This window comes from Pantoea deleyi (assembly GCF_022647325.1).
Lineage (GTDB): Bacteria > Pseudomonadota > Gammaproteobacteria > Enterobacterales > Enterobacteriaceae > Pantoea > Pantoea deleyi.
On record NZ_CP071405.1, the window covers coordinates 1,695,415 to 1,718,628 of the forward strand.

The window sequence follows — 23,214 nt, forward strand, 5'->3', positions numbered from 1 at the left end:
CGAGACAACTCAGGAGTAGATATGGCTGATAAAAACATGCGCTTTTTGGTAGTAGACGACTTCAATACGATGCGTCGTATTGTTCGTAACCTGCTGAAAGAGCTGGGCTTCAATAACGTAGAAGAAGCGGAAGATGGTGTGGATGCCCTCGGCAAACTGAAAGCGGGTGGTTTCGACTTCGTGATTTCCGACTGGAACATGCCAAACATGGATGGCCTGCAGCTGCTGCAGACCATTCGTGCCGACGCGGCGATGAGTTCACTGCCGGTGTTGATGGTCACAGCGGAAGCGAAGAAAGAGAACATTATCGCCGCCGCCCAGGCTGGCGCCAGCGGCTATGTCGTGAAACCCTTCACGGCGGCTACCCTGGAAGAGAAGCTGGGTAAAATTTTTGAAAAACTGGGCATGTAAGGAGATGTGATGAGCGACCTTCCGAAACCAACTATGGATGCCTCGGCACACGACATCATTACCCGCATTGGCTCTCTGACGCGCATGCTGCGCGACAGTCTGCGCGAGCTGGGACTGGATAAAGCCATTGCCGATGCGGCTGAGGCCATTCCTGATGCCCGCGATCGTCTGGACTATGTGGTGCAGATGACCGCCCAGGCCGCCGATCGTGCGCTGAACTGTGTTGAAGCAGCACAACCTCATCAGGATAAAATGGAAGCCGGGGCAACCCAGCTGAAACAACGCTGGGATGAGTGGTTTGAGAACCCGATCGAGCTGAGCGATGCGCGGGAGTTGGTGACGGATACGCGCGCATTCCTCACCGACGTTCCCGAGCATACCTCGTTTACCAACAAGCAGCTGCTTGCCATCATGATGGCGCAGGATTTCCAGGACCTGACCGGTCAGGTTATCAAGCGCATGATGGATGTGATCCAGGAAATCGAGCGCCAGCTGTTGATGGTGCTGCTGGAGAACATGCCAGAAGTCAGCGCTGAGAAGCGTCAGGAGGGCACCAGCCTGCTGAACGGTCCGCAGATCCACGCCGATGCACCGGGCGTGGTTGCGAACCAGGATCAGGTTGATGACCTGCTGGACAGCTTAGGATTTTAATCCCCTGATCGCCTGCCTGCGGGCGGGCGATCGGGCAGCGGTGAAGCAAAAAGGGGGCACCTTCCGGGTGGCCCCGTTCCCCCTTGTCAGACTCATCCCCGAAAGAACGCCTGTTTTCCCCATCTTATCTCCGCTTTAACTTAAGCCAGATTTGGCATCCTATGCTCAGAATTCCTGCCAACCGAGGTTTGTCGTGGCTGAAGAGAGCGACGAGGACAAAACAGAATCGCCCACGGCCCACCGACTTGAGAAAGCGCGTGAAGAGGGCCAGATTCCGCGTTCGCGCGAGCTGACATCCTTACTGATGCTGCTGGCGGGCATCATGATCCTGTGGATTGGCGGCAACATGATGGCGCACCGGCTGGCGGCGATGGTGGCCACCGGGCTGCGTTTCGACCACGGCATGGTCAGGGATGACAAGATTATCGTCAGCCACATCGGCAGCCTGATCACCCAGGCCCTGATGGCGCTGCTGCCGCTGATGGGCGGCCTGGTGCTGGTGGCGATCGCCGCCCCGATGCTGCTCGGCGGCATCGTGTTCAGCGGCAAATCGATCAAGTTCGACCTGAAAAAACTCAGCCCGATGGCGGGTTTCAAGCGGATGTTCGCCGCGCAGGCCTGGACTGAACTGTTTAAAGGCATCCTGAAAACGATCTTAGTGGGCGCGGTGGGCTGGTGGTACATCTGGAGCCACTGGCCGGAGATGCTGCGGCTGATCAGCGAATCGCCGGTCACCGCCCTGATCCACGGCATGGAGATGATCGCGGTCTGCTGTTCGCTGGTGATGCTGGGGCTGATCCCGATGGTGGGTTATGACGTCTTCTGGCAGCTCTACAGCCACTTTAAGAAACTGAAGATGTCGATGCAGGAGATCCGCGACGAGCACAAACAGCAGGAGGGTGACCCGCATGTGAAGGGGCGTATCCGCCAGCAGATGCGCGCCGCCGCCCGTCGCCGCATGATGGCCGATGTGCCGAAGGCCGACGTTATTGTAACGAACCCGACGCACTATTCGGTGGCCCTGCAGTACAACGAGAAGAAGATGAGTGCGCCGAAGGTCATTGCCAAAGGCGCGGGCGAAATCGCCCTGAGAATTCGTGAGCTGGGTGCCGAACACCGCATCCCGGTTCTGGAAGCACCGCCGCTGGCGCGTGCGTTGTACCGTCACACTGAGATTGGTCAGCACATTCCCGGCGCGCTCTATGCGGCCGTGGCTGAGGTGCTGGCATGGGTCTGGCAGTCGCGTCGCTGGAAGCGCGAAGGCGGCCTGATCCCAGCTAAACCTAAAAACCTGCCGGTTCCGGCAGAGATGGACTTTGCAGGAGAGAGCAAAAACGATGGCTAATAACCTGGCCGCAAAACTACGTTTACCGGGCAACCTGAAAGATATGCAGTGGCAGGTGCTGGCCGGGCCGGTGCTGATCATGATGATCCTGTCGATGATGGTTCTGCCATTGCCGCCGTTCATCCTCGATCTGCTGTTCACCTTTAACATCGCACTGTCGATCATGGTCCTGCTGGTGGCGATGTTCACCCAGCGAACCCTGGAGTTTGCGGCATTCCCGACCATTCTGCTCTTCTCAACCCTGCTGCGTCTTGCGCTGAACGTGGCCTCCACCCGTATCATCCTGATGGAAGGGCACACCGGCGCTGCGGCGGCCGGTCAGGTGGTTGAAGCCTTTGGCCACTTCCTGGTGGGCGGCAACTTCGCCATCGGTATCGTGGTGTTCATCATCCTGGTCATCATCAACTTCATGGTCATTACCAAGGGTGCCGGTCGTATCGCCGAAGTGGGCGCGCGCTTTGTGCTGGACGGGATGCCCGGTAAGCAGATGGCGATCGACGCCGACCTCAACGCCGGTCTGATCGGTGAAGATGAGGCCAAGCGCCGTCGTGCCGAAGTTACCCAGGAAGCGGACTTCTACGGCTCAATGGACGGTGCCAGTAAGTTCGTGCGCGGGGACGCCATCGCCGGGATCATGATCATGGTGATCAACGTCATCGGCGGCCTGCTGGTGGGTGTGGTTCAGCACGGGATGGATGCGGGACATGCCGCCGAGACCTATACGCTGCTGACCATCGGTGATGGCCTGGTCGCGCAGATCCCGGCGCTGGTTATCTCTACCGCGGCCGGTGTTATCGTAACGCGCGTCGCCACCGATCAGGATGTCGGCGAGCAGATGGTGACCCAGCTGTTTAAAGATCCGCGGGTTCTGATGCTCAGCGCCGGGGTGATTGGCCTGCTGGGCCTGGTGCCCGGCATGCCAAACTTCGTCTTCCTGCTGTTCACCGCCGCTCTGCTGGGCCTGGCCTGGTGGCTGCGTGGCCGCGAAATGCAGCCAAAGAAAAAACCGGAAGCGGCAGGCGGCATCACCAAAATGGCGGAGACGCCCGCCACGACGGAAGCCTCCTGGACCGATGTGCAGCTGGAAGATACGCTGGGCATGGAAGTCGGCTATCGCCTGATTCCGATGGTCGATCATCAGCAAAACGGCGAGCTGCTGGGCCGTATCCGCAGCATCCGTAAGAAAGTGGCGCAGGATGTCGGTTTCCTGCCGCCGGTAGTCCATATCCGCGACAACATGGAGCTGCCACCGGCACGCTATCGCATCCTGATGAAAGGGGTGGAGATTGGCAGCGGTGATGCCTATCCGGGTCGCTGGATGGCGATTAACCCTGGCACGGCGGCGGGCTCGCTGCCAGGTGAGGCCACAGTCGACCCAGCTTTTGGGCTGGCGGCGGTCTGGATCGATAGCGCGCTGAAAGAGCAGGCGCAGATTCAGGGCTTCACCGTGGTGGAGGCGAGTACCGTAGTCGCGACCCACCTTAACCATCTGATTGGTCAGTACGCCAGCGAGCTGTTTGGCCGTCAGGAAGCGCAGCAGCTGCTGGATCGGGTGACCCAGGAGATGCCGAAGCTGACCGAAGATCTGGTGCCTGGCGTGATCTCCCTGACCACGCTGCACAAGGTGCTGCAGAACCTGCTGGTGGAGCGGGTGTCGATTCGCGATATGCGCACCATTATCGAGACGCTGGCGGAACATGCGCCGGTGCAGAGCGATCCGCAGGAGCTGACCAGCGTCGTGCGTGTGGCGCTGGGCCGGGCGATTACGCAGCAGTGGTTCCCGGGCAATGACGAGGTGCAGGTTATCGGTCTGGATTCCACGCTGGAACGCCTGCTGCTTCAGGCATTGCAGGGCGGCGGCGGACTGGAGCCAGGCCTGGCCGATCGGCTGTTAAGCCAGGCTCAGGCGGCCCTGCAGCGTCAGGAGATGCTGGGCGCGCCGCCGGTTCTGCTGGTCAATCATCCACTGCGTGCGCTGCTGGCGCGCTTCCTGCGCCGCAACCTGCCTCAGCTGGTGGTGCTCTCCAATCTGGAACTGAGCGATAACCGCCAGATCCGCATGACGGCAACGATCGGAGGTAAATGATGCGTGGGCTGATCCTGGCTCTGATGCTGCTGCCTCTGGCGGTGCAGGCGGGCGGCGGTGCATGGAACGCCAGCGCCAACGGCCCGCCGCTGGCGAATCGCGGCAGCTGGCAGCGGTCGCAGCCGCTGGTTCCGCCTGCGGATATCGCGGGTGAAGTCAGCGTCATCAGCTGGCGTTATGAACTGAGCAGACCGGCCCCCTCCGGTCTGGAAGTGCGGCTGTGCGGTGAGCAGCGCTGCGCCACGCTGGAAGGCGCCAGCGGCAGCACGCGCGGTCTGGCTCACCTGAATGCCCGCGAAACCCTGCACATGGTGTTTGGCTTTGCCGGCAGCGGGGCGTTGCCGCCCGGATTGCGGGTGGTGAGCAGCGAAGTGATGGTGAATTACGAGTAGGTGACGCTCTGCTGGCATCACCCTGCGCGGGTAGGCGAATCACGACATCAGCCTTTGATGATGGCGCGGGCTGTCACTCCTGCGGCTACGCCCGCTCATCGCCCCTGTGCCGTCAGGGTGGCGGCGCGTTTCAGGCCACCTGATTCCCTTTCTGCGCCAGAAAATCCGGTAAACGTGTGACGCGACCGATCGCCTGCTGGGCGCGCGCGTCATTTATTACTTCCCGGATATCGACACCATTTTGCAGGTTAAGCCAGAACTCAACGCTGCCGTGATGATGTCCCGCCTGCGCGCGAAGGCTGATGAGAGGGGTGTGAAACGCTTCCGGACGGGTTGCTATACAGAAACAGTCCTCAGGCCATTCCCCCTGAAGCTGTCAATGTTTCTTAACGTCGCCACCTGATAACCTCCTCTATCACGCTGAAATGAGACTGACGCACCGCAGCACGGTGCGCAACCCATCTTCAGGCGTTGACGCCTTTCATCCCTTCCTCCGAATAGCGACCGCCTTTTATCTCTACCTGCTGATGGAGACTATTCAGCAACCGGATATCATCCGCTTCCAGCACCAGTTCGGCGGCTTTCGCGTTCTCGGTAAGATAGGCCAGCTGTTTGGTGCCCGGAATCGGCACAATCTTTTCATACTGCGCCAGCAGCCAGGCGAGGGCGATCTGTCCGGTGGTCGCGTGATATTTTTCCGCCAGCGGGGTCATCGCATTCAGCAGCCGCAGATTGTGGTCGAGATTTTCCTGACGGAAGCGGTCATTGTTCTTGCGGAAGTCGCCCTCGGCAAAATCGCTGTGCCTGCGGTATTTACCGGTGAGAAAACCCCGGCCCAGCGGCGAGTAGGGCACCAGGCCGATCCCGAGTTGCTTCACCATCGGCAGGATCGCCTCTTCGATGTCACGCGTCCAGAGCGAGTACTCGGTCTGCAGAGCGGTCAGCGGATGGACGGCGTGGGCGCGTGCCAGCGTCGACGCGGAGGCTTCGCACAGCCCGATGCGGGCGATTTTGCCCGCCTGCACCAGACGGCTGAGGCACTGCATGCTCTCCTCAATCGGCGTCGCCGGGCTGATGCGGTGCAGATAGAAGAGATCGATACGTTCGACACCCAGCCGTTTCAGGGAGGCCTCGCAGCAGCGGGTGAGGTAGTCGGGCTGATTATTGATGGTGCGGGCATACGCCTCCTCTGCCGGGCGTTCAATACCGCATTTGGTGGCGACGCTGAAGTTCAGCCGCTCAGCCGGGCGCAGGCCCGCCAGAAACTGGCCGAGCAGCCACTCATTGTGGCCACGACCGTAAAGATCGGCGCTGTCGATAAACGTGATGCCCAGCGTGTGCAGTTGGTTCAGCAGCTGCAGTGACTGCCGGTCATCGGTCTGACCATAAAATTCGCTCAGCCCCATTGCGCCATAGCCGATCGCGCTGACATCCAGATCCTGACCTAACGTTCGCTTTTCCATTGTCTCTCCTCGTGAGTGAGCGGCGATTGTTTCACTCCCGTCGGCCGCACTGAATTGCTCTTTGCGTTATGCAAAAAAGGTATCACCACGCCGGGGAAAGGCTGAGAGGCGGCGGGCGGACTGGCCGCGCCACGCTAAACGGTAATGAAAATCAGGGAGAAAGATGCTGCAGGGCAGCGAGGACCGCGTCGCGCTTTTCATCGGCACGCACGGCGGCATAGAGATCAATCGCCAGCGACCCGGCGGCGGCGTCGGTGAGCGGACGGTAACAGAGTCCCGACTGATGAAAAGTACACTTCGACTGCGGCAACAGGGCGAATCCTTTGCCACGGGCAATGTGCGACAGCATCAGCAGGGAGTCATCCGGCTCTCTCACGCGCGTCAGCGTCAGGTTCAGCGTAGAAAAGTAGCGCTCGCATTTGTCATAAAACAGCGGGTTGGCGCTGCGCGTAAACCAGAACAGCGGCAGATCGGCCAGCATCGCCAGCGAAACCTGCGCCTGCTGGCTGGCCGGGTGCGCGGCAGGGATCGCCGCCAGCAGTGGCTCGCGGCAGAGCCACACGTAGCGCAGCGTCTCACGCGTTTCCGCGCCTTTTTCCCCGGTGATCACCAGATCCAGACTCTGTCGGGCCAGGCTCTGCAGCAGCTGGGGAGAGGTCTGGCTGGGCATCTCAATCTCATCGCGGGCGTGAAGCTCCGCCAGCAGCTGGCCGAGTGGTGCAATCCGTTCGACGTTCAGCGTCCGGGTCAGCCCGATGCGCACGCGGGAAGCGGCAGGCCGGGCAGCCTGCTTCAGCGCACTCAGCGCACACAGAATTGCCTCAGCCTTCGCCACCAGAGCCTGGCCCGCGAGGGTCAGCGTTACATCATGCGTATTGCGATCGAACAGCGTCTGGCCCAGCAGATCTTCCAGACGCTGGATCTGCCGGGTCAGCGGCGGCTGCGTCATGCTGAGCCGTTCTGCGGCCCGGCGAAAGTTAAGCTCCTGCGCGACGGCCAGAAAGCACTGCAGTTGCCGGATAGTGGGCAGGTGACTGCCGGTAAGGTGCGCGTCTGCAGACATCAGGTCATCCTGCGGCTGAGAAGGGGGGCGAACAGAAAGGGAGAACAGCAGAAGAAACGGAGAGGGCAGCCCTCTCCGCTCCGGTGATTACATGCGCTCGACGGTGTCGATGCCCAGCGTATCCAGTCCCTGCTTCAACGTTTTCGCGGTCAGCGCGGCCAGCTGCAGTCGGCTCAGACGGATGGCCTCGGATTCGGCGCTGAGGATCGGGCAGTGCTCATAGAAGCCCGAGAACAGCCCGGCCAGATCGTAGAGGTAGGCACACATGACGTGCGGTGTACCGTCGCGTGCCACCTGCATGATGATCTCTTCAAACTGAAGCAGACGGGTAGCAAGCTGCGCTTCACGCTCTTCGCCAATCACGATCTCCGCATCCAGCGAATCGGCGTCGATGCCCGCCTTGCGGAACACAGAGAGGACGCGGGTGTAGGCGTACTGCATGTAAGGTGCCGTGTTGCCTTCGAAGGCCAGCATGTTGTCCCAGTCGAAGATGTAGTCGGTGGTGCGGCTCTTGGAGAGGTCGGCATATTTCACCGCACTGATCCCGACCACTTCGGCCAGCGCTTTCACTTCTTCTTCGCTCATCTCCGGGTTCTTCTCACGCACCAGCGTGTAAGCGCGCTGCCAGGCTTCATCCAGCAGATCGGCGAGCTTGATGGTGCCGCCGCTGCGGGTCTTGAATGGGCGGCCATCTTTGCCCAGCATCATGCCAAACGCGTGGTGCTCCAGCGGCACCGATTCCGGCACGTAGCCCGCTTTGCGGACGATGGTCCAGGCCTGCACCAGATGCTGATGCTGACGGGAGTCGATGTAGTAAAGCACGCGGTCGGCTTTCAGGGTTTCATAACGGTATTTCGCACAGGCGATATCTGTGGTGGTGTAGAGGTAGCCGCCATCCTTTTTCTGGATGATGACGCCCATCGGCTCACCTTCTTTGTTCTGGAACTCATCCAGGAACACCACGGTAGCGCCTTCACTCTCGACCGCCAGGCCTTTCTGCTTCAGATCGGCAACGATGCCAGGCAGCATATCGTTGTAAAGGCTTTCCCCCATCACATCGTTGCGCGTCAGCGTGACGTTCATCCGATCGTAGATCTTCTGGTTCTGACTCATGGTGATGTCGACCAGCTTCTTCCACATCTGACGGCAGTATTCATCACCACCCTGCAGTTTCACCACGTAACCGCGTGCGCGCTCGGCAAACTCGGGATCTTCGTCATAGGTCCGTTTAGCTTCACGGTAGAAGCCTTCGAGATCGGCGAGGGCCATCTCGGCGTGATCTTCATTCTGCTGCTTTTCCAGGAACGCAATCAGCATACCGAACTGCGTGCCCCAGTCGCCGACGTGATTGGCGCGGATCACGTTGTGACCGAGGAACTCCAGGGTACGCACCGCCGCATCACCGATGATGGTGGAGCGGACGTGGCCGACGTGCATCTCTTTCGCCACGTTTGGCGCAGAGTAATCCACCACAATGGTCTGCGGTTCAGCCAGCTGCACGCCCAGACGCGGCAGGGTCAGCGCTTCGCGGGCATGTTTTGCCAGCCAGGCGTGGTCAAGGAAGATATTGATGAAGCCCGGGCCGGCAATTTCAACTTTACGGGCGATACCGGTCAGATCGAGGTGCTGAATCACCGCTTCCGCTAACTGTCGCGGAGCCTGTCCCAGCTTTTTCGCCACGGCCATGATGCCGTTAGCCTGATAGTCTCCAAACTGAACCCGTGCGGACTGACGAACCTGTGGTTCGCAATCGGCGGGTGCGCCGGCTAAAACCATTGCCTGACTGACTTTTTCGGAAAGAAGTGCCTGAATATTCACCGCGTTACCTTCATGTGCTGAACAACGCCCTGCCTGCGAAGCCGGGCTGTCATCATCTTGCCTGAACCGAGCACGTCACCGGAACAGCGAAACGGATGCGGCAGACAAAACGGAAAAAAATGAGGGGAAAAGTATACGTGAAATGTCAGTGGGCGTCAGTAGTTGGATGAAGTGGGGAAACAGAGCTGAATAAGATGTTTCCCGGAGGCGTTAACGACGTCGTAAGTGACGGCGAGGGTTCTTTACGCTTTTATCTTCACGCACCTTCCAATGGCGGGAAATTGCAAATCCCATCAGTGCGATAAGGACAGCGACAACGATGAGCATAGACATAGAGCCATTCCTTTTGGTTGTGTTAGGTCAAATTTATAGGAAGGTGGTGAGGGCTGCAATTGTTTATGTTCCAAATAAGAGTTATCTTATTGTATAAAAGAAAGCCATATTAATCATACGATTATAGTACTTTCATCAAGAAATTCATGGTCCTAAACAGAAGATAAATCCGAAATGAAAGATGTTATTATACGGTTTTGCGTTAAATTTCGGGTCAAATAAGATGAATCTTATCATTATGTGGCGCTCAGCAGGCGGCGCACAATAAACCAGACTGATTATAAATGCTAAACAAATTATGAGGAATCGGGGCAGTGAAGAGATCTTTTCCGACAGAATTGGATGATTTAAAGACAGATTTAGAACGTTTTGAAGAATCGTTGCTAAATTTTGCGCAGCGACTGGGTTTACGCCTTAACGATCTGGAAATCGACCACATTGCCGTGCGTTGTCACCAGGAGACCACCGCAATGCGCTGGCAGCAAGGCTTGCAGCAGATTGGTCATCAATTTTCAGCAGCCACGATCAACGGACGGCAGATTTGCCTGTTTAAGCTGCATGATCCACTGCGGATAGCCGATCGGGAGATCGATGTGGTGGAGCTGCCGTGGCCGGGCGAAAAACGGTATCGCCACGAGGGCTGGGAGCATATCGAGGTGGTGCTGCGCGGCGATCACCAGACGCTGGGAGTGCGCGCCATGGCGTTGCTGTCAGACGAGGCGCTGACGCAGCCGGGGATCTCGTTCAAAACCAGTGCCCCGCAGGGCGAGAATGAGCGCCTGCCCAATCCGACCCTGGCGGTAACGGACGGGCAGACGACCATCAAGTTTCATCCGTGGCGACTGGAAGAGATTGTCGCCAGCGAACAGGGCTAAATGCGGGCGGCCAGCGCGCGCTTCAGGCGCGCCACGGCCTCATCCAGCAGCGCGCGGGTACAGCCAAAGTTGAGCCGGACAAACTGATCGTTGCCAAACTCGCGTCCGGCCGTCAGGCCGAGGCCATATTTCTCAAAATAGAGCGCGGGACTGGCGACGTTCAGCGCGCTGGCGTCGATCCAGGCGAGATAGGTCGCCTCCGGTGAGGCGACGCGCAGGCCGTTCATTTTGTTTACCTGCGACACCAGCCAGTCACGGTTGCTGCGCAGATAGGCATTCTGGGCCTTCAGCCAGGGTTCACCGTCGCGCCAGGCGGCCGTCGCGGCCGTCAGCGCCAGGATATCCACCTCCGGCACAATGCCGCGCCGCAGCCGGTTAAAGCGGGTGCGCAGTTCGGCATTGGGGATAACGGCGATGGATGCACCCAGACCGGCAATATTAAAGGTTTTGGAAGGGGACATCAGCGTGACGCTGCGCTGCGCCGCATCTTCACTCAGTGAAGCGAACGGGATGTGCTGCGCACCCGGCTCCAGCAGCAGATCGCTGTGGATCTCATCGGAACAGACAATCAGATCGTGCTTCTGCGCAAATTCCAGCTGCGCCTGCAGTTCGTCGCGGCGATAAACGGTGCCGCCCGGATTCTGCGGATTGCACAGCATTAACAGTCGCTCTTTGCCGGTGAGCTGATCGTCAGCCGCATGCATATCCACTACCCAGCGCTCCTGCTGCAGCGTCAGCGGCAGACTGAGCTGACCCCGTTCCGCCAGTTTTGCTGAACCGCGAAACGGTGGATAGATCGGCGTGGGCGCCACGGTCAGCTCGTCCGGGGCGGTAAACGCACGCACGGCCAGATTCAGGCCGCTGACGACGCCCGGTAAAACCACAATCCACTCCGGATTAACGTGCCACTGATAGCGCGAGGCGAGCCACGCTACCGCGCTGTCGATAAAAGCAACGGGCGTGTCGCCATAACCGAAAATCCCATGTTCGGCGCGGGTTTTAATCGCCTCGATCACGCAGTCAGGCGATCGGAAATCCGTATCGGCCACCCAGAGCGGCAGAATGTCCTGGTCCGCATATTTGTTCCATTTAAGGCTATCGCTGTGACGACGGTCTATCCGTTGGTCGAAATTGAATGCCATAGTTAACTTTCCCGGTAAACTCATTCCAGCAGCCAGACTAACCGATGAATCTGCCCTGAACCAGAGTCATGTAAAGGAGAAGAGAATGACCACACTGGAAATTTGCTGCTATGGCGTGGATTGCGCCGTGACCGCACAGGAGGCGGGCGCCGATCGGGTCGAACTCTGCGCCGCTCCCCGCGAAGGCGGACTGACCCCCTCGATGGGAGCGCTGCAGGCTGCCCGTCGTGACGTTTCGATTCCGGTTCATCCCATTATCCGGCCGCGCGGCGGCGATTTCTGTTATACCGCCCGGGAGTTTGAGACGATGAAATCGGATGTGGCGCTGATCCGCGAACTCGGTTTCCCCGGTCTGGTTATCGGGATGCTGGATGAGGATGCCCACGTGCATCTGGGGCAGATGCGGCAGATTATGGCGCTCTGCGACGGCCTGGCGGTGACCTTTCATCGCGCCTTTGACCTCTGTCACAGCCCACGTCGTGCCCTGGAGACACTCACGGATTTAGGGGTGGCGCGTATTCTGACTTCAGGTCAGCAGCAGAATGCTGAAAACGGAATTGCATTGCTCAGGGAACTAAATGAGAGCAGCACCGGTCCTATTATTATGGCGGGTGCGGGCGTACGCCTCAGCAACCTGCAGAAGTTTCTCGACATGGGGATTAACGAAGTCCACAGCTCGGCCAGTCATCTGATTGTCTCGCCGATGCGCTACCGCAAAGCGGGGGTCTCCATGTGTTCAGACGCCGAAACCGACGAATTCAGCCGCTATTGTGTCGATGGCGACGTGGTGGAGGCGATGAAGAGCGTGATGCAGATGAGTACCGTCCGGGTCGCCTGAACCACAACAGATTTTGCCGCGCAGCACGCCGATCATTGACGTGGTGTTTGCAAGTACCAAACCCCAGTACGCTTGCTGGGGTTCTTTTTGTGCAGCGTCTGCTGACGGCGACTTACGCTCCCGCGCGCCTGCGCCAGAGCGATGATCATCTCACTTATTCCCGGCCCGGATGCCCTGAAAGCTGGAACAATCAGGCCACGGCGGACAAAAGTCCGCAGGTTTGACGGCGGCCGGCCGTCGCAGCGTTTACACTCAAAGCATCATCGCCTGGAGCTTACCCTATGAAACGGAATCTGATGGCTCTTCTGATCCTGACGCTGACGGCCTCCTGCAGTAGCCATGCTGCGTCTGGCGAATGCGGCGTGGCTGCCGTGGCGAACAGCAATCAGCTGATTTTGCTGGGCGGCAATGCGAAAGGCGCAGTGAAGCAGGTGATTGCAGGTGAATTTGGCAAAGATGTGAATTCGCAAAAGCGGGTGCTGGGACAGTTTGATGCCTGCGGTGAACTGACGGTGGCCGACGTCAGCTATGATAAAAGTGAACGCAACGTGATCCTCAGCATGGAGCAACACATCGCCAGGGTTCAGGGCGGCTGGGTGGCTGAATATGCATATCTGGTCAAAGTGCTGAAAGAGGGCAGGGAAGTCGTTGTTGATAACCGGCAGGGAACGATTAACTGGCAGAAAGGCGAGCATGGCAATATTACCAGCGCCTCCGACAGATTTACCAGCATGGGTAGAACCGGCTTTACCGACACCACCTATCGCTACGATCGCCAGCTACGACTGGAGAAGAGTGTGGCACGTGGCAGCGATCCGCTCACTAACGGCGAGTTCCATTACCACTGGAATCCAAAGGGCCTGGTGACGCGCACCACCTCTGCCCGGGGGACCGACGAATACACCTACGATCCCCAATGGCGCGAAGTGCGGCTCAACGGCACGGCGACCACACCGCTCAGCACTATACGCTCGGTTGATGAGTGTCAGTCCTGGGATGAGGTCGGTAACTGTACCCTGAGCTATCTGCATGAAACCGAAATCTTCACGCGCGGCACTATTGAGCGCCATCTCAGTTCCGCTTACAAGTATGAGTACTGGGATGCGAAGCCTGCAGCGGACGAATAACAGGCGACCCGCGGATCGCCTGTTAAGAGATTATTTCACCGTCTGGCTGAAGGCATCCAGCGCCAGCAGCGCGTTGGCAATATCCTCCGGCGCAAGATGAGGATTAAGGTTTTTCAGCGTATCGCCGTCGCTGTTTGCCAGGGCACCGATCTTTACCAGATTCTCCCAGCTTTCATTCTCCAGATGCATCTCCCTGAGCGTCGTCGGCATGTTGATTGCCCGATAGAAGCGAACATAGCGGGCAATCTCTTCATCCGGGCGCTGCTCCAGCACCATCTGTGTCAGCGTGCCATAGGCCACTTTCTCGCCGTGCGTCAGATGGTGGATCTCGCCATCAATCGCGGTAAACCCGTTGTGGATTGCGTGCGCCCCAGCCAGCCCGCCATTTTCAAAGCCCAGACCGGAGAGCAGCGTGTTCGCCTCGACCACCGCCTCCACAGCGGGCGTGACCCGCTTTTCCGTCACGGCGATGTAGGCGCTGTAACCCCACTTCAGCAGCGTCTCTTCACAGGTGCGGGCAATCGCCAGTCCGGCGAGGGTCGGATCCCCGTTCACCATCGATTTGGCATGGGAACGCGCCACCGCCTGCGCTTCAACCCAGGTGGCCAGGCCATCGGCAATGCCGGAGGCAAAGAGGCGGGCCGGGGCGCTGGCGCAGACCGCCGTGTCCACCAGCACCAGGTCGGGGTTTTTACTGTAAAAGCGATAGCTCTCAAAAACCCCGCTGTCGGAATAGATCACCGACAGGGCGCTGCAGGGCGCATCGGTGGAGGCGATCGTCGGCACGATCGCCACCGGCTGTTTCAGCTCATCCGCTATGGCCTTCACGGTGTCCAGCGTTTTGCCGCCGCCCAGCCCGACCACCACGTTACAGCCCTGATCCTGCGCCAGCCTGCTGAGGCGGGTGATCTCATTGCTGGAGGCTTCACCGTTAAACTGCTGCCAGCTGAAGCCGATTCCGGCCGATGTCAGCGTCTGCTGCGTGCGCTCACCAATCAGTGTCCAGACAACCTCGTCCGCCACCAGAAACGCCTGGTCGCCCAGTTCTGCCAGCCAGGTGCCCAGTTCATCCAGCACACCAGCGCCCTGCACATATTTTCGGGGTGACGAAAAAATAAATTTGCTCATAACCACAACTCCGTGACAGGAATGAATTAACCTGATCCAGCCTGGCACATTCTGGTCATCCTGTGAGCAGCTCCCCGAACGGTTTCGCGGTGTGACACCCTGTAAAGATCGATGGAGAGGTAATCATGACCGCCACGCTGTTCTCTTTTCTGTTTGCGATAACTATTCTGACGCTGACTCCGGGCTTTGATACGGCGCTGGTGCTGCGCACCGCGCTTGCGCAGGGCTGGCAGCGCGCCTGGGCCACCGCCTCTGGCGTAACGCTGGGCTGTCTGCTCTGGGGGATTGCGGTGGGATTCGGGCTGGGCGCGCTGCTGATGGCCTCTGAACTCGCCTATAACCTGCTGAAGTGGACTGGCGCAGGCTGGCTGCTGTATCTGGGGATCAGGTTACTGCTCAACCCGCGCCAGCAGCCGGTGACAACGGAAGAGGACACGCCATTCAGGCCGCAGGGTTATCTGGCCTGCTTTCTGCGGGGATTAACGGGAAATCTGCTGAACCCGAAAGTGGGCGTGTTTTATGTCACCTTCCTGCCGCAGTTTATTCCGGCAGGGGCGTCAGTCGCGCTCTGGTGCACGCTGATGGCGCTGGCGCATATGGTGCTGGGGCTGGTCTGGAATGCGGTGCTGATTGCGGGCAGCCACTACTTTGCGCGGCATCTGCGCAAACCGCCGATCCTGAAGGTGATGGATCGCCTGACCGGCTGCGTGTTTATTGGATTTGCGGCGAAACTGGCGTTGTCTCGCCGCTAGGGCATTAAGGTTTGGTGGCGACCAGTACGGCGCGCAGGGGAGCCGGATAGCCTTCCACCGTTTTGCCGTGATCGTCGGGATCGAGGAATTCCGCCAGCGACTCGCTGGTCATCCAGTCGGTGCGGCGCTGCTCTTCCGTGGTGGTGCGGGCGAAATCGACGATGCGTACATCGACAAACCCGCTTTTTTCCAGCCAGCTTTTCAGCGCTTCCGCGGAAGGAATGAAAAACACGTTGCGCATCTGGGCATAGCGTTCACCGGGCACGAGCACCTGATTCACATCGCCTTCAATCACCAGCGTTTCCAGCACCAGCTCGCCGCCGCTCACCAGCTGATTTTTCAGCTGTAACAGGTGATCCAGCGGGGAACGACGGTGATAGAGCACACCCATTGAAAAGACGGTATCAAAAGCCTGTAACGCGGGCAGCTGCTCAATACCCAGCGGCAGCATGTGCGCCCGGCGATCGTCATTCAGCAGCTTACGCACCGCTTCAAACTGCACCAGGAACAGCTGCATGGGATCGATGCCGACCACCATCTGCGCCCCTGCGCCAATCATCCGCCACATGTGATAACCGCTGCCACAGCCGACATCCAGCACCGTCCGGCCCGCCAGTGGGGAGATGTGCGGAATCACGCGTTCCCACTTCCAGTCTGAGCGCCATTCGGTGTTGATGTGGGTGCCATAGAGGAAATAGGGGCCTTTGCGCCACGGCATCAGGTTGCGCAGCAACTTCTCAATGCCCTGACGATGGCGGTCGCTGATGTCATCGCGGTCGGCGGTCACGCTGTGCAGCAGGTCGAGCTTTTGCGGTTCCAGCAGCGGCAGATACTCCAGCGACTTGTACCAGTCACGGAAGTGCCCATGCAGGTTTTCACGCTGCCATTCGCTAATCTGTGCCGGTAACACTTCCAGCCACTTCGCCAGCGGGCCCACGGCGATTTGCTGATAAAAACGCCCAAAATCAATCATTTCAACGCCACCAGAGATCCAAAGTTAAAGCACTGGAACCAGAGTTCGGCGTGCGGGAAACCGGCCTGTTTCAGGCGGGCTTTATGGGTTTCAACGCTGTCCGTCAGCATCACATTTTCCAGCATGCTGCGCTTCTGACTGATCTCCAGTTCGCTGTAGCCGTTGGCGCGTTTGAAGTCGTGGTGCATGTTGAACAGCAGTTCGCCGACATCGGCATCTTCAAAACTGAACTTCTCTGACAGCACCAGCGCGCCACCGGGTTTCAGACCCTGCCAGATCTTCTGCAGCAGCGCCAGGCGGGCAGGCGGCTCCAGAAACTGCAGCGTGAAGTTAAGCACCACCAGCGAGGCGTTTTCGATGGGAATATCGCGGATATCCGCTTCCAGCACCGTGACCGGCGTGTCAGCGCGAAAGGCATCCAGATGGCGACGGCAGCGCTCGACCATTGCCGGAGAGTTATCCACGGCAATAATCTGGCAACCCGGCACATGGATATTGCGGCGTACTGAGAGGGTCGCCGCGCCCAGCGAACAGCCCAGATCGTAAACCTGGCTGTCCGGAGTGACAAAACGTTCAGCCAGCATACCAATCATCGAAATGATGTTGGAGTAGCCCGGCACCGAGCGCTGAATCATGTCAGGAAAGACTTCAGCAACGCGCTCGTCAAAGGTCCAGTCGCCCAGTTTTGCAATGGGCGCTGAGAAGAGTTGATCGCGGTCAGACATATCGAAAATCCGAAGAGACGACGGAAAGGGCGCTATTCTCGCAGAAAGTGGGGCAGGCTGCACCCCTTAACCCCGGCTGGCTTAATGCAGCGACAGAACCAGATCCCACGGCAGGTAGATCAGGTTGAAAATCACCATGCCGCACAGCGAAAACAGCGTCAGCATCATGCCATATTTGCGTCCCGCCATTGCGCTGCTGCGCAACCCCCAGGCGTGCAGCAGACGGCTGATGAAAAACAGCAGGCCGGTGAGATGCACCATCCAGATGTCGGCGCCGTTCATCTCCATCATGACCAGCAGCAGCAGCGCCAGCGGAACGGTTTCGATGGCATTACCGTGAATCCGGATCGCCATCTTCAGATCGTGATAGCCGCCGTCGCCATAGGCTACATGATAGAAACGACGATAACGCACCACGTCCAGCGTGAATTTCATCACCAGTATTGCACCCAGTACCACATATAATGCGCTAATCATCGGGACTCCTGTCACCGTCGGTAAAGTGGTTAGTCTAGCCAGCGGATCGGGCGCTGTCCTGTTACGTGTTCAAAACAGTGAGGTCTGTTGCGGCCAGTCTGGTCCGCTGCCAATGCCGGGGTCGATCTGCTGCAGCTGGGGCCAGAGTGCCTGAACCAGCGGAAAGACCTGGCCCATATCGGGCGTATGCAGAAACAGCATCACGTCGCCCTGTTGCTGCCAGGTCATCAGCTTGTCGTGCCAGATCTGAAACAGCGGCACGCTCTCTTCCACGCTGTCGCTGCCGATAAACCGCACCATCGGCTGCGAACCGGTGCGCAGGGCGTGCGGCGGCACCCTGGGCTTCTGGGAACGTGCGACCAGCGCCGCCGGACTCTGCGAGGTGGAGGCGTGAACCGGGCGGCTGTCGAGCATCACGCGGTTAACGCCGCGCGCCAGCAGACCCCGATTCAGCGCCCGCTCCGCGTCGCCTTTGGCAAAGAACGCCGGGTGGCGGACCTCGACGCCATAGTGAAAACGACGCGGCAGGCTGTCCAGAAACTGCCAGAGCGCATCCAGCTCCGCCGGTGAGAAGCTGGCCGGCAGCTGCAGCCAGTACTGCCCGATACGGTCGGCCAGCGGCTCCATCAGGCGCAGGAAATCGGTCAGCAGATCGTCGCTGTGTTGCAGCGCCGCCTGATGGCTGATGGTGTTGGGGAACTTAAAGCAGAAGCGAAACGCCTCGTGCGTCATGTCGCGCCAGCGCATCACCGTTTCGGCACCGGGCAGCGCATAAAGCGTGGTATTTCCCTCCACACAGTGGAAATAGCGGGCATAATCCGCCAGGCTCCCGATACCCCAGCGTTTCCAGTGTGAATGCTGCCACTGAGGCAGGCCAATACGAAGTGTCACGCGCGCTCCTGACGACAGGTTAAGATAGCCCATTATCCGTCAGCGTCGGGCTGAGGGGCAAATGCACTCAGGAAATCGGCGCTTTGGCGTGGATCTGCTTATCCTGCCTGCCTTTTTCCATTATAATAGCCGCCATTTTTGCGACAGCATCACATAAGGCAACGCGGCTGGATGCTGTCAGCTGCAGCGGCGAAGTTAAAAGGATAGTGTTATGCGTACAGAATATTGCGGACAGCTCAATCTGTCTCATGTGGGTCAGCAAGTCACGCTTTGCGGCTGGGTAAACCGCCGTCGCGATCTGGGCAGTTTGATCTTTATCGATATGCGCGACCGCGAAGGTATCGTGCAGGTGTTTTTTGATCCCGATCGTGAGGACGCGTTTAAGCTGGCTTCTGAACTGCGTAACGAATTCTGTATCCAGATCACCGGTACCGTGCGTGCGCGTGATGAGAAGAACAAAAACAGCGACATGGCGACCGGTGAAGTGGAAGTGTTTGCCCAGGCGCTGACCATCATCAACCGCTCTGAGCCGCTGCCGCTGGACTCGAACCAGACCAACAGCGAAGAAGCGCGTCTGAAGTACCGCTACCTGGATCTGCGTCGCCCGGAGATGGTGACGCGCCTGAAAACCCGCGCAAAAATCACCAGCTTTGTCCGTCGTTTTATGGATGACGAAGGTTTCCTGGATATCGAAACCCCGATGCTGACCAAAGCGACCCCTGAGGGCGCGCGTGACTATCTGGTGCCGAGCCGGGTGCACAAAGGCAAATTCTATGCGCTGCCGCAGTCACCCCAGCTCTTTAAACAGCTGCTGATGATGTCCGGTTTTGACCGCTACTATCAGATCGTCAAATGTTTCCGCGATGAAGATCTGCGCGCCGACCGTCAGCCAGAATTTACACAGATCGACGTCGAAACCTCCTTCATGACCGCGCCTCAGGTGCGTGAAATCATGGAACGTTTAATCCGCAACCTGTGGCAGGACGTGCAGGGCGTTGATCTCGGTGAGTTCCCGCAGATGACCTTTGCGGAAGCGATGCATCGCTACGGTTCCGATAAGCCGGATCTGCGTAACCCGATGGAGCTGGTGGACGTAGGCGACCTGCTGAAAAACGTGGAGTTTCAGGTCTTCTCTGGCCCGGCGAACGACGCCAAAGGCCGCGTAGCCGCGCTGCGTGTGCCAGCCGGTGCGCAGCTGAGCCGCAAGCAGATTGATGAGTACGGCAAGTTCGTCGAGATTTACGGCGCGAAAGGCCTTGCGTGGATGAAGGTCAATGTCCGTGCTGACGGCGCTGAAGGCGTCCAGAGCCCGGTCGCCAAATTCCTGAACGCGGAGATTGTCGAAGGTATCCTGAGCCGTACGGGTGCGCAGGATGGTGACATCATCTTCTTCGGTGCCGACCGCGCCAAAGTGGTGGCCGATGCCCTGGGTGCACTGCGCCTGAAAGTGGGCCGCGATCTCAGCATCACCGACGAGAACGCCTGGGCACCGCTGTGGGTTATTGACTTCCCGATGTTCGAAGAGGACGAAGAGGGCGGTCTGGCGGCGATGCACCATCCGTTCACCGCACCGAAAGAGATGAGCGCCTCAGAGCTGGCCGCCGATCCTACCCGTGCCGTGGCTAACGCCTACGACATGGTGATCAACGGCTACGAAGTGGGTGGCGGTTCCGTGCGTATCCACAACGGCGAAATGCAGCAGACGGTCTTCAGCATTCTGGGAATTGAAGCGCACGAGCAGCGCGAGAAGTTCGGCTTCCTGCTGGACGCGCTGAAATTCGGTACGCCACCGCATGCAGGCCTGGCCTTTGGCCTGGATCGTCTGACCATGCTGCTGACCGGCACCGACAACATCCGTGACGTGATCGCCTTCCCGAAAACCACGGCAGCAGCCTGCATGATGACCGAAGCACCAAGCGAAGCGAACCCCGCTTCTCTGCTGGAGCTGGGCATTCAGGTCGTGAAAAAAGAAAAGCTCGAGAACAAATAATGGGCTACAAACACCCGGTTTCAGTGCTGGTCGTGATTTCGGCGCGGGATACTGGCCGGGTGTTAATGCTGCAGCGGCGTGACGATCCCACGTTCTGGCAGTCGGTGACCGGCAGCCTGGAACCGGGGGAGTCGCCGCTGGCGACCGCCTGTCGTGAAGTGAATGAAGAGGTCGGCATCGACGTCGTGGCTGAGCGGCTGGAGATGGAGGATTGTCAGCGTCAGATTGACTTTGAAATCTTCCCCCATTTCCGCCATCGCTACGCGCCGGGTGTCACCCACAATCACGAGCACTGGTTTCGCCTGCAACTGCCGCAGGAGCGGGCGATCGCCCTGACCGAACATCTGGCGTTTCGCTGGCTGACGGCGGCAGAGGCAGCAGCATTAACCCGATCATGGAGTAACCGCCAGGCAATTGAAGAATTTGCCTGAATGCGCGTCACCGCCCGCTTTTCCGGCGGCCGGTCGCGTAAATTTTATCAATATGGTGAGTTTTAACAGGACTGCACCAGGCTATTAAACAGTCAGGCGTAATCGGTGCCGCGAGGTTGTCCGCCGCCAGCGTGAAGTCGTCAGCGCACGATTCACGAAGCTCGCCCCGCCAGGGACGCCCTCATCGGGCATACAGGCAGATCCTGTAAGAGCCGGGCCGGAGGCGCAGTCCGCAGCGCAGAGAGTCTGCACCCTGTAAAAGATCGGAGAAAAGAGAAATGGCTGGACACAGTAAGTGGGCAAACACCAAACACCGTAAGGCGGCACAGGACGCCAAGCGCGGCAAAATCTTCACCAAAATTATTCGTGAACTGGTGACGGCCGCCAAGCTGGGCGGCGGGGATGCGGGCTCTAACCCGCGTCTGCGTGCCGCGATGGATAAGGCGCTGGCGAACAACATGACGCGTGACACCATGGATCGCGCTATTGCCCGCGGCGTGGGCGGCGAAGACAACGCCAACATGGAAACCATCATCTATGAAGGTTACGGTCCGGGCGGCTCCGCCATCATGATCGAATGCCTCAGCGACAACCGTAACCGTACCGTGGGCGAAGTGCGTCACGCCTTCACCAAAACCGGTGGCAACCTCGGTACTGACGGCTCGGTAGCCTACCTGTTTAATAAGAAGGGCGTGATCTCCTATGCACCGGGTCAGGATGAAGATGCGGTGATGGAAGCGGCGCTGGAAGCGGGTGCCGAAGATGTCGTCAGTTATGACGACGGCGCGATCGATGTGTTCACCGCCTGGGAAGAGATGGGCACGGTGCGTGATGCGCTGGAAGCCGCAGGCCTGAAAGCCGATACCGCCGAAGTGTCAATGATCCCGACCACCAAAGCGGAAATGGATGCCGAGACCGCGCCAAAACTGCTGCGTCTGATCGACATGCTGGAAGATTGCGACGATGTGCAGGAGGTTTACCACAACGGTGAAATCTCAGACGAGGTGGCGGAAACGCTGTAATGGCGTCTGCTGTCATCACGTTAACCGGAGAGGCGTAATGTCGATTATCCTGGGGATCGATCCCGGCTCACGCATCACCGGTTATGGTGTTATCCGTCAGACCGGCCGCCAGCTCACTTATCTGGGCAGCGGCTGTATCCGTACCAATACCGCCGAACTGCCCGCCAGACTGAAGCTGATCTATGCGGGCGTCTGCGAAATCATCACGCAGTTTTCGCCCGATTTCTTCGCCATCGAACAGGTGTTTATGGCGAAGAATGCCGACTCAGCGCTGAAGCTGGGCCAGGCGCGCGGGGCCGCCATTGTGGCTGCGGTGAACCACGATCTGCCGGTGTTTGAGTACGCCGCCCGTCAGGTTAAACAGACCGTGGTCGGCATCGGCAGCGCCGAAAAAAGTCAGGTGCAGCACATGGTGCGAACCCTGCTCAAGCTGCCAGCCAACCCGCAGGCGGATGCCGCCGATGCACTGGCAATTGCCATCACCCACTGCCACGTCGCGCAGAATGCGGCGCGGATGAGTGACAGCAAACTGGTGCTGACGCGCGGACGATTACGTTCGGGTTAGTAACGCAGACGCAGGGCTGCCGCTCAGGCTGGATATTCATCCAGCCTTTTTTATGTTATAAATTCCGCCACATTCGTCAGTTAAGGAAGCATTCAGGTGATAGGTCGTTTACGGGGCAATATTCTGGAAAAGCAGCCGCCGCTGGTGCTGCTTGAGGCACACGGCGTAGGCTATGAAATTCACATGCCCATGACCTGTTTTTATGAGCTGCCTGAACTTCAGCAGGAAGCGGTGATCTTCACCCACTTCGTGGTGCGTGAAGACGCGCAATTGCTGTTTGGTTTCAACAGCAAGCAGGAGCGTGCGCTGTTTCGCGAGTTAATCAAAGTCAACGGCGTCGGGCCAAAGCTGGCGCTGGCGATCCTCTCCGGCATGTCGGCGCAGCAGTTTGTGACGGCGGTGGAGAAAGAGGAGATCGCCTCGCTGGTGAAACTGCCGGGCGTGGGTAAAAAGACCGCCGAGCGCCTGGTAGTAGAGATGAAGGATCGCTTCAAGGGGATGCACGGCGACCTGTTTGGCGGCGACTCCGCCTTTACCCTCACCACACCGGGTCCGGAGCCGGAAACGAACGACGCCGAATCCGAAGCGGTTGCAGCGCTGGTATCCCTGGGTTATAAACCGCAGGAAGCGAGCCGCATGATCAGTAAAGTCGGTCGACCGGATGCGGATTGCGAAACGCTGATCCGCGAAGCGCTCCGCGCCGCCATTTGAGGTAA

The 23,214-nt window shown here is 58.9% G+C and carries 23 protein-coding genes; 14 read left to right on the forward strand and 9 right to left on the reverse strand.

All coding sequences use genetic code 11. The features are described 5' to 3' along the window. Positions 1 to 21 precede the first annotated feature (21 nt). The 5 genes from cheY (at position 22) to flhE (ending at position 4,885) form a co-directional block, all read left to right on the forward strand. Positions 22 to 411, forward strand: a complete 390-nt coding sequence (gene cheY, locus J1C59_RS07920) for a chemotaxis response regulator CheY (RefSeq protein WP_010258559.1) — start codon at positions 22 to 24, stop codon at positions 409 to 411. Between the two features lie 9 nt (positions 412 to 420). Next, positions 421 to 1,062 (forward strand): protein phosphatase CheZ, encoded by a 642-nt coding sequence (gene cheZ, locus J1C59_RS07925; RefSeq protein ID WP_128085069.1) that lies wholly within the window; start codon positions 421 to 423, stop codon positions 1,060 to 1,062. A 193-nt stretch (positions 1,063 to 1,255) separates the two neighbouring features. Continuing rightward, the gene (gene flhB, locus J1C59_RS07930) at positions 1,256 to 2,407 is read left to right on the forward strand and encodes a flagellar biosynthesis protein FlhB (protein WP_128085070.1); all 1,152 of its coding nucleotides are present in this window, start codon (positions 1,256 to 1,258) and stop codon (positions 2,405 to 2,407) included. Next, the gene (gene flhA, locus J1C59_RS07935; protein WP_128085071.1) at positions 2,400 to 4,493 is read left to right on the forward strand and encodes a flagellar biosynthesis protein FlhA; all 2,094 of its coding nucleotides are present in this window, start codon (positions 2,400 to 2,402) and stop codon (positions 4,491 to 4,493) included. The genes flhB and flhA overlap by 8 nt, the downstream gene beginning before the upstream one ends. Next, positions 4,493 to 4,885 carry a flagellar protein FlhE gene (gene flhE / locus J1C59_RS07940; RefSeq protein ID WP_140916811.1) on the forward strand — a complete coding sequence of 131 codons (393 nt, stop codon included), beginning with the start codon at positions 4,493 to 4,495 and terminating at the stop codon, positions 4,883 to 4,885. The genes flhA and flhE overlap by 1 nt, the downstream gene beginning before the upstream one ends. Before the next feature lie 464 nt (positions 4,886 to 5,349). Here the strand turns inward: flhE and J1C59_RS07945 are convergent, their stop codons facing one another. The 3 genes from J1C59_RS07945 to argS all read right to left on the reverse strand — a co-directional run bounded on the left by J1C59_RS07945 (position 5,350) and on the right by argS (position 9,229). Next, the gene (locus J1C59_RS07945) at positions 5,350 to 6,348 is read right to left on the reverse strand and encodes an aldo/keto reductase (RefSeq protein ID WP_128086944.1); all 999 of its coding nucleotides are present in this window, start codon (positions 6,346 to 6,348) and stop codon (positions 5,350 to 5,352) included. Positions 6,349 to 6,499: 151 nt separating this feature from the next. Then, entirely contained in the window at positions 6,500 to 7,411 is a 912-nt protein-coding gene (locus tag J1C59_RS07950) for a LysR family transcriptional regulator (protein ID WP_140916809.1), read from the reverse strand. An 87-nt stretch (positions 7,412 to 7,498) separates the two neighbouring features. Further along, a complete protein-coding gene (gene argS / locus J1C59_RS07955; protein WP_128083847.1) occupies positions 7,499 to 9,229 on the reverse strand; it encodes an arginine--tRNA ligase in 1,731 nt (576 codons plus the stop codon). A 647-nt stretch (positions 9,230 to 9,876) separates the two neighbouring features. Between argS and J1C59_RS07960 the strand changes: the two genes are divergently transcribed. Continuing rightward, complete coding sequence (locus J1C59_RS07960) at positions 9,877 to 10,437, forward strand: VOC family protein (protein ID WP_128083848.1); 561 nt, start codon at positions 9,877 to 9,879, stop codon at positions 10,435 to 10,437. Here the strand turns inward: J1C59_RS07960 and J1C59_RS07965 are convergent. Continuing rightward, positions 10,434 to 11,579 carry a MalY/PatB family protein gene (locus tag J1C59_RS07965; protein WP_128083849.1) on the reverse strand — a complete coding sequence of 382 codons (1,146 nt, stop codon included), beginning with the start codon at positions 11,577 to 11,579 and terminating at the stop codon, positions 10,434 to 10,436. The two genes, J1C59_RS07960 and J1C59_RS07965, sit on opposite strands and share 4 nt — an antisense overlap. 85 nt (positions 11,580 to 11,664) lie before the next feature. Here J1C59_RS07965 and cutC point away from each other — a divergent pair, with 85 nt between their 5' ends. Both cutC and J1C59_RS07975 read left to right on the forward strand, forming a co-directional pair. Continuing rightward, entirely contained in the window at positions 11,665 to 12,417 is a 753-nt protein-coding gene (gene cutC / locus J1C59_RS07970; RefSeq protein WP_128083850.1) for a copper homeostasis protein CutC, read from the forward strand. A gap of 281 nt (positions 12,418 to 12,698) precedes the next feature. Next, positions 12,699 to 13,544, forward strand: coding sequence for a hypothetical protein (locus tag J1C59_RS07975; protein WP_128083851.1), 846 nt, complete (start codon positions 12,699 to 12,701; stop codon positions 13,542 to 13,544). Positions 13,545 to 13,574: 30 nt separating this feature from the next. Here J1C59_RS07975 and J1C59_RS07980 read toward each other — a convergent pair whose 3' ends face one another. Next, on the reverse strand, positions 13,575 to 14,672 hold the full coding sequence (locus tag J1C59_RS07980; RefSeq protein ID WP_128083852.1) for a glycerol dehydrogenase: 1,098 nt from the start codon (positions 14,670 to 14,672) through the stop codon (positions 13,575 to 13,577). Positions 14,673 to 14,797: 125 nt separating this feature from the next. On the opposite strand from J1C59_RS07980, the gene J1C59_RS07985 reads away from it, so the two are divergent. Further along, the gene (locus tag J1C59_RS07985; protein ID WP_128083853.1) at positions 14,798 to 15,424 is read left to right on the forward strand and encodes a LysE family translocator; all 627 of its coding nucleotides are present in this window, start codon (positions 14,798 to 14,800) and stop codon (positions 15,422 to 15,424) included. Between the two features lie 4 nt (positions 15,425 to 15,428). On the opposite strand, the gene cmoB is transcribed toward J1C59_RS07985, so the two are convergent. The 4 genes from cmoB to J1C59_RS08005 all read right to left on the reverse strand — a co-directional run bounded on the left by cmoB (position 15,429) and on the right by J1C59_RS08005 (position 18,490). Beyond that, a complete protein-coding gene (gene cmoB / locus J1C59_RS07990; protein ID WP_128083854.1) occupies positions 15,429 to 16,397 on the reverse strand; it encodes a tRNA 5-methoxyuridine(34)/uridine 5-oxyacetic acid(34) synthase CmoB in 969 nt (322 codons plus the stop codon). Continuing rightward, positions 16,394 to 17,122, reverse strand: a complete 729-nt coding sequence (gene cmoA / locus J1C59_RS07995; RefSeq protein WP_111139789.1) for a carboxy-S-adenosyl-L-methionine synthase CmoA — start codon at positions 17,120 to 17,122, stop codon at positions 16,394 to 16,396. The genes cmoB and cmoA overlap by 4 nt, the downstream gene beginning before the upstream one ends. An 81-nt stretch (positions 17,123 to 17,203) precedes the next feature. Beyond that, positions 17,204 to 17,599 (reverse strand): MAPEG family protein, encoded by a 396-nt coding sequence (locus J1C59_RS08000; RefSeq protein WP_128083855.1) that lies wholly within the window; start codon positions 17,597 to 17,599, stop codon positions 17,204 to 17,206. A gap of 69 nt (positions 17,600 to 17,668) precedes the next feature. Then, positions 17,669 to 18,490: a DUF72 domain-containing protein gene (locus tag J1C59_RS08005; RefSeq protein WP_140916808.1), complete on the reverse strand. Its 822-nt coding sequence runs from the start codon at positions 18,488 to 18,490 to the stop codon at positions 17,669 to 17,671. 211 nt (positions 18,491 to 18,701) lie between these two features. On the opposite strand from J1C59_RS08005, the gene aspS reads away from it, so the two are divergent. The 5 genes from aspS to ruvA all read left to right on the forward strand — a co-directional run bounded on the left by aspS (position 18,702) and on the right by ruvA (position 23,209). Further along, positions 18,702 to 20,480, forward strand: coding sequence for an aspartate--tRNA ligase (aspS, locus tag J1C59_RS08010; RefSeq protein ID WP_128083856.1), 1,779 nt, complete (start codon positions 18,702 to 18,704; stop codon positions 20,478 to 20,480). After that, on the forward strand, positions 20,480 to 20,911 hold the full coding sequence (gene nudB, locus J1C59_RS08015) for a dihydroneopterin triphosphate diphosphatase (protein ID WP_128083857.1): 432 nt from the start codon (positions 20,480 to 20,482) through the stop codon (positions 20,909 to 20,911). Before aspS ends, nudB begins: the two co-directional genes overlap by 1 nt. Positions 20,912 to 21,189: 278 nt before the next feature. Then, positions 21,190 to 21,933: a YebC/PmpR family DNA-binding transcriptional regulator gene (locus J1C59_RS08020; protein WP_128083858.1), complete on the forward strand. Its 744-nt coding sequence runs from the start codon at positions 21,190 to 21,192 to the stop codon at positions 21,931 to 21,933. Between the two features lie 37 nt (positions 21,934 to 21,970). Continuing rightward, positions 21,971 to 22,498, forward strand: a complete 528-nt coding sequence (gene ruvC / locus J1C59_RS08025) for a crossover junction endodeoxyribonuclease RuvC (RefSeq protein WP_111139784.1) — start codon at positions 21,971 to 21,973, stop codon at positions 22,496 to 22,498. A gap of 96 nt (positions 22,499 to 22,594) precedes the next feature. Continuing rightward, complete coding sequence (gene ruvA / locus J1C59_RS08030; protein ID WP_128083859.1) at positions 22,595 to 23,209, forward strand: Holliday junction branch migration protein RuvA; 615 nt, start codon at positions 22,595 to 22,597, stop codon at positions 23,207 to 23,209. Positions 23,210 to 23,214: the final 5 nt, after the last annotated feature.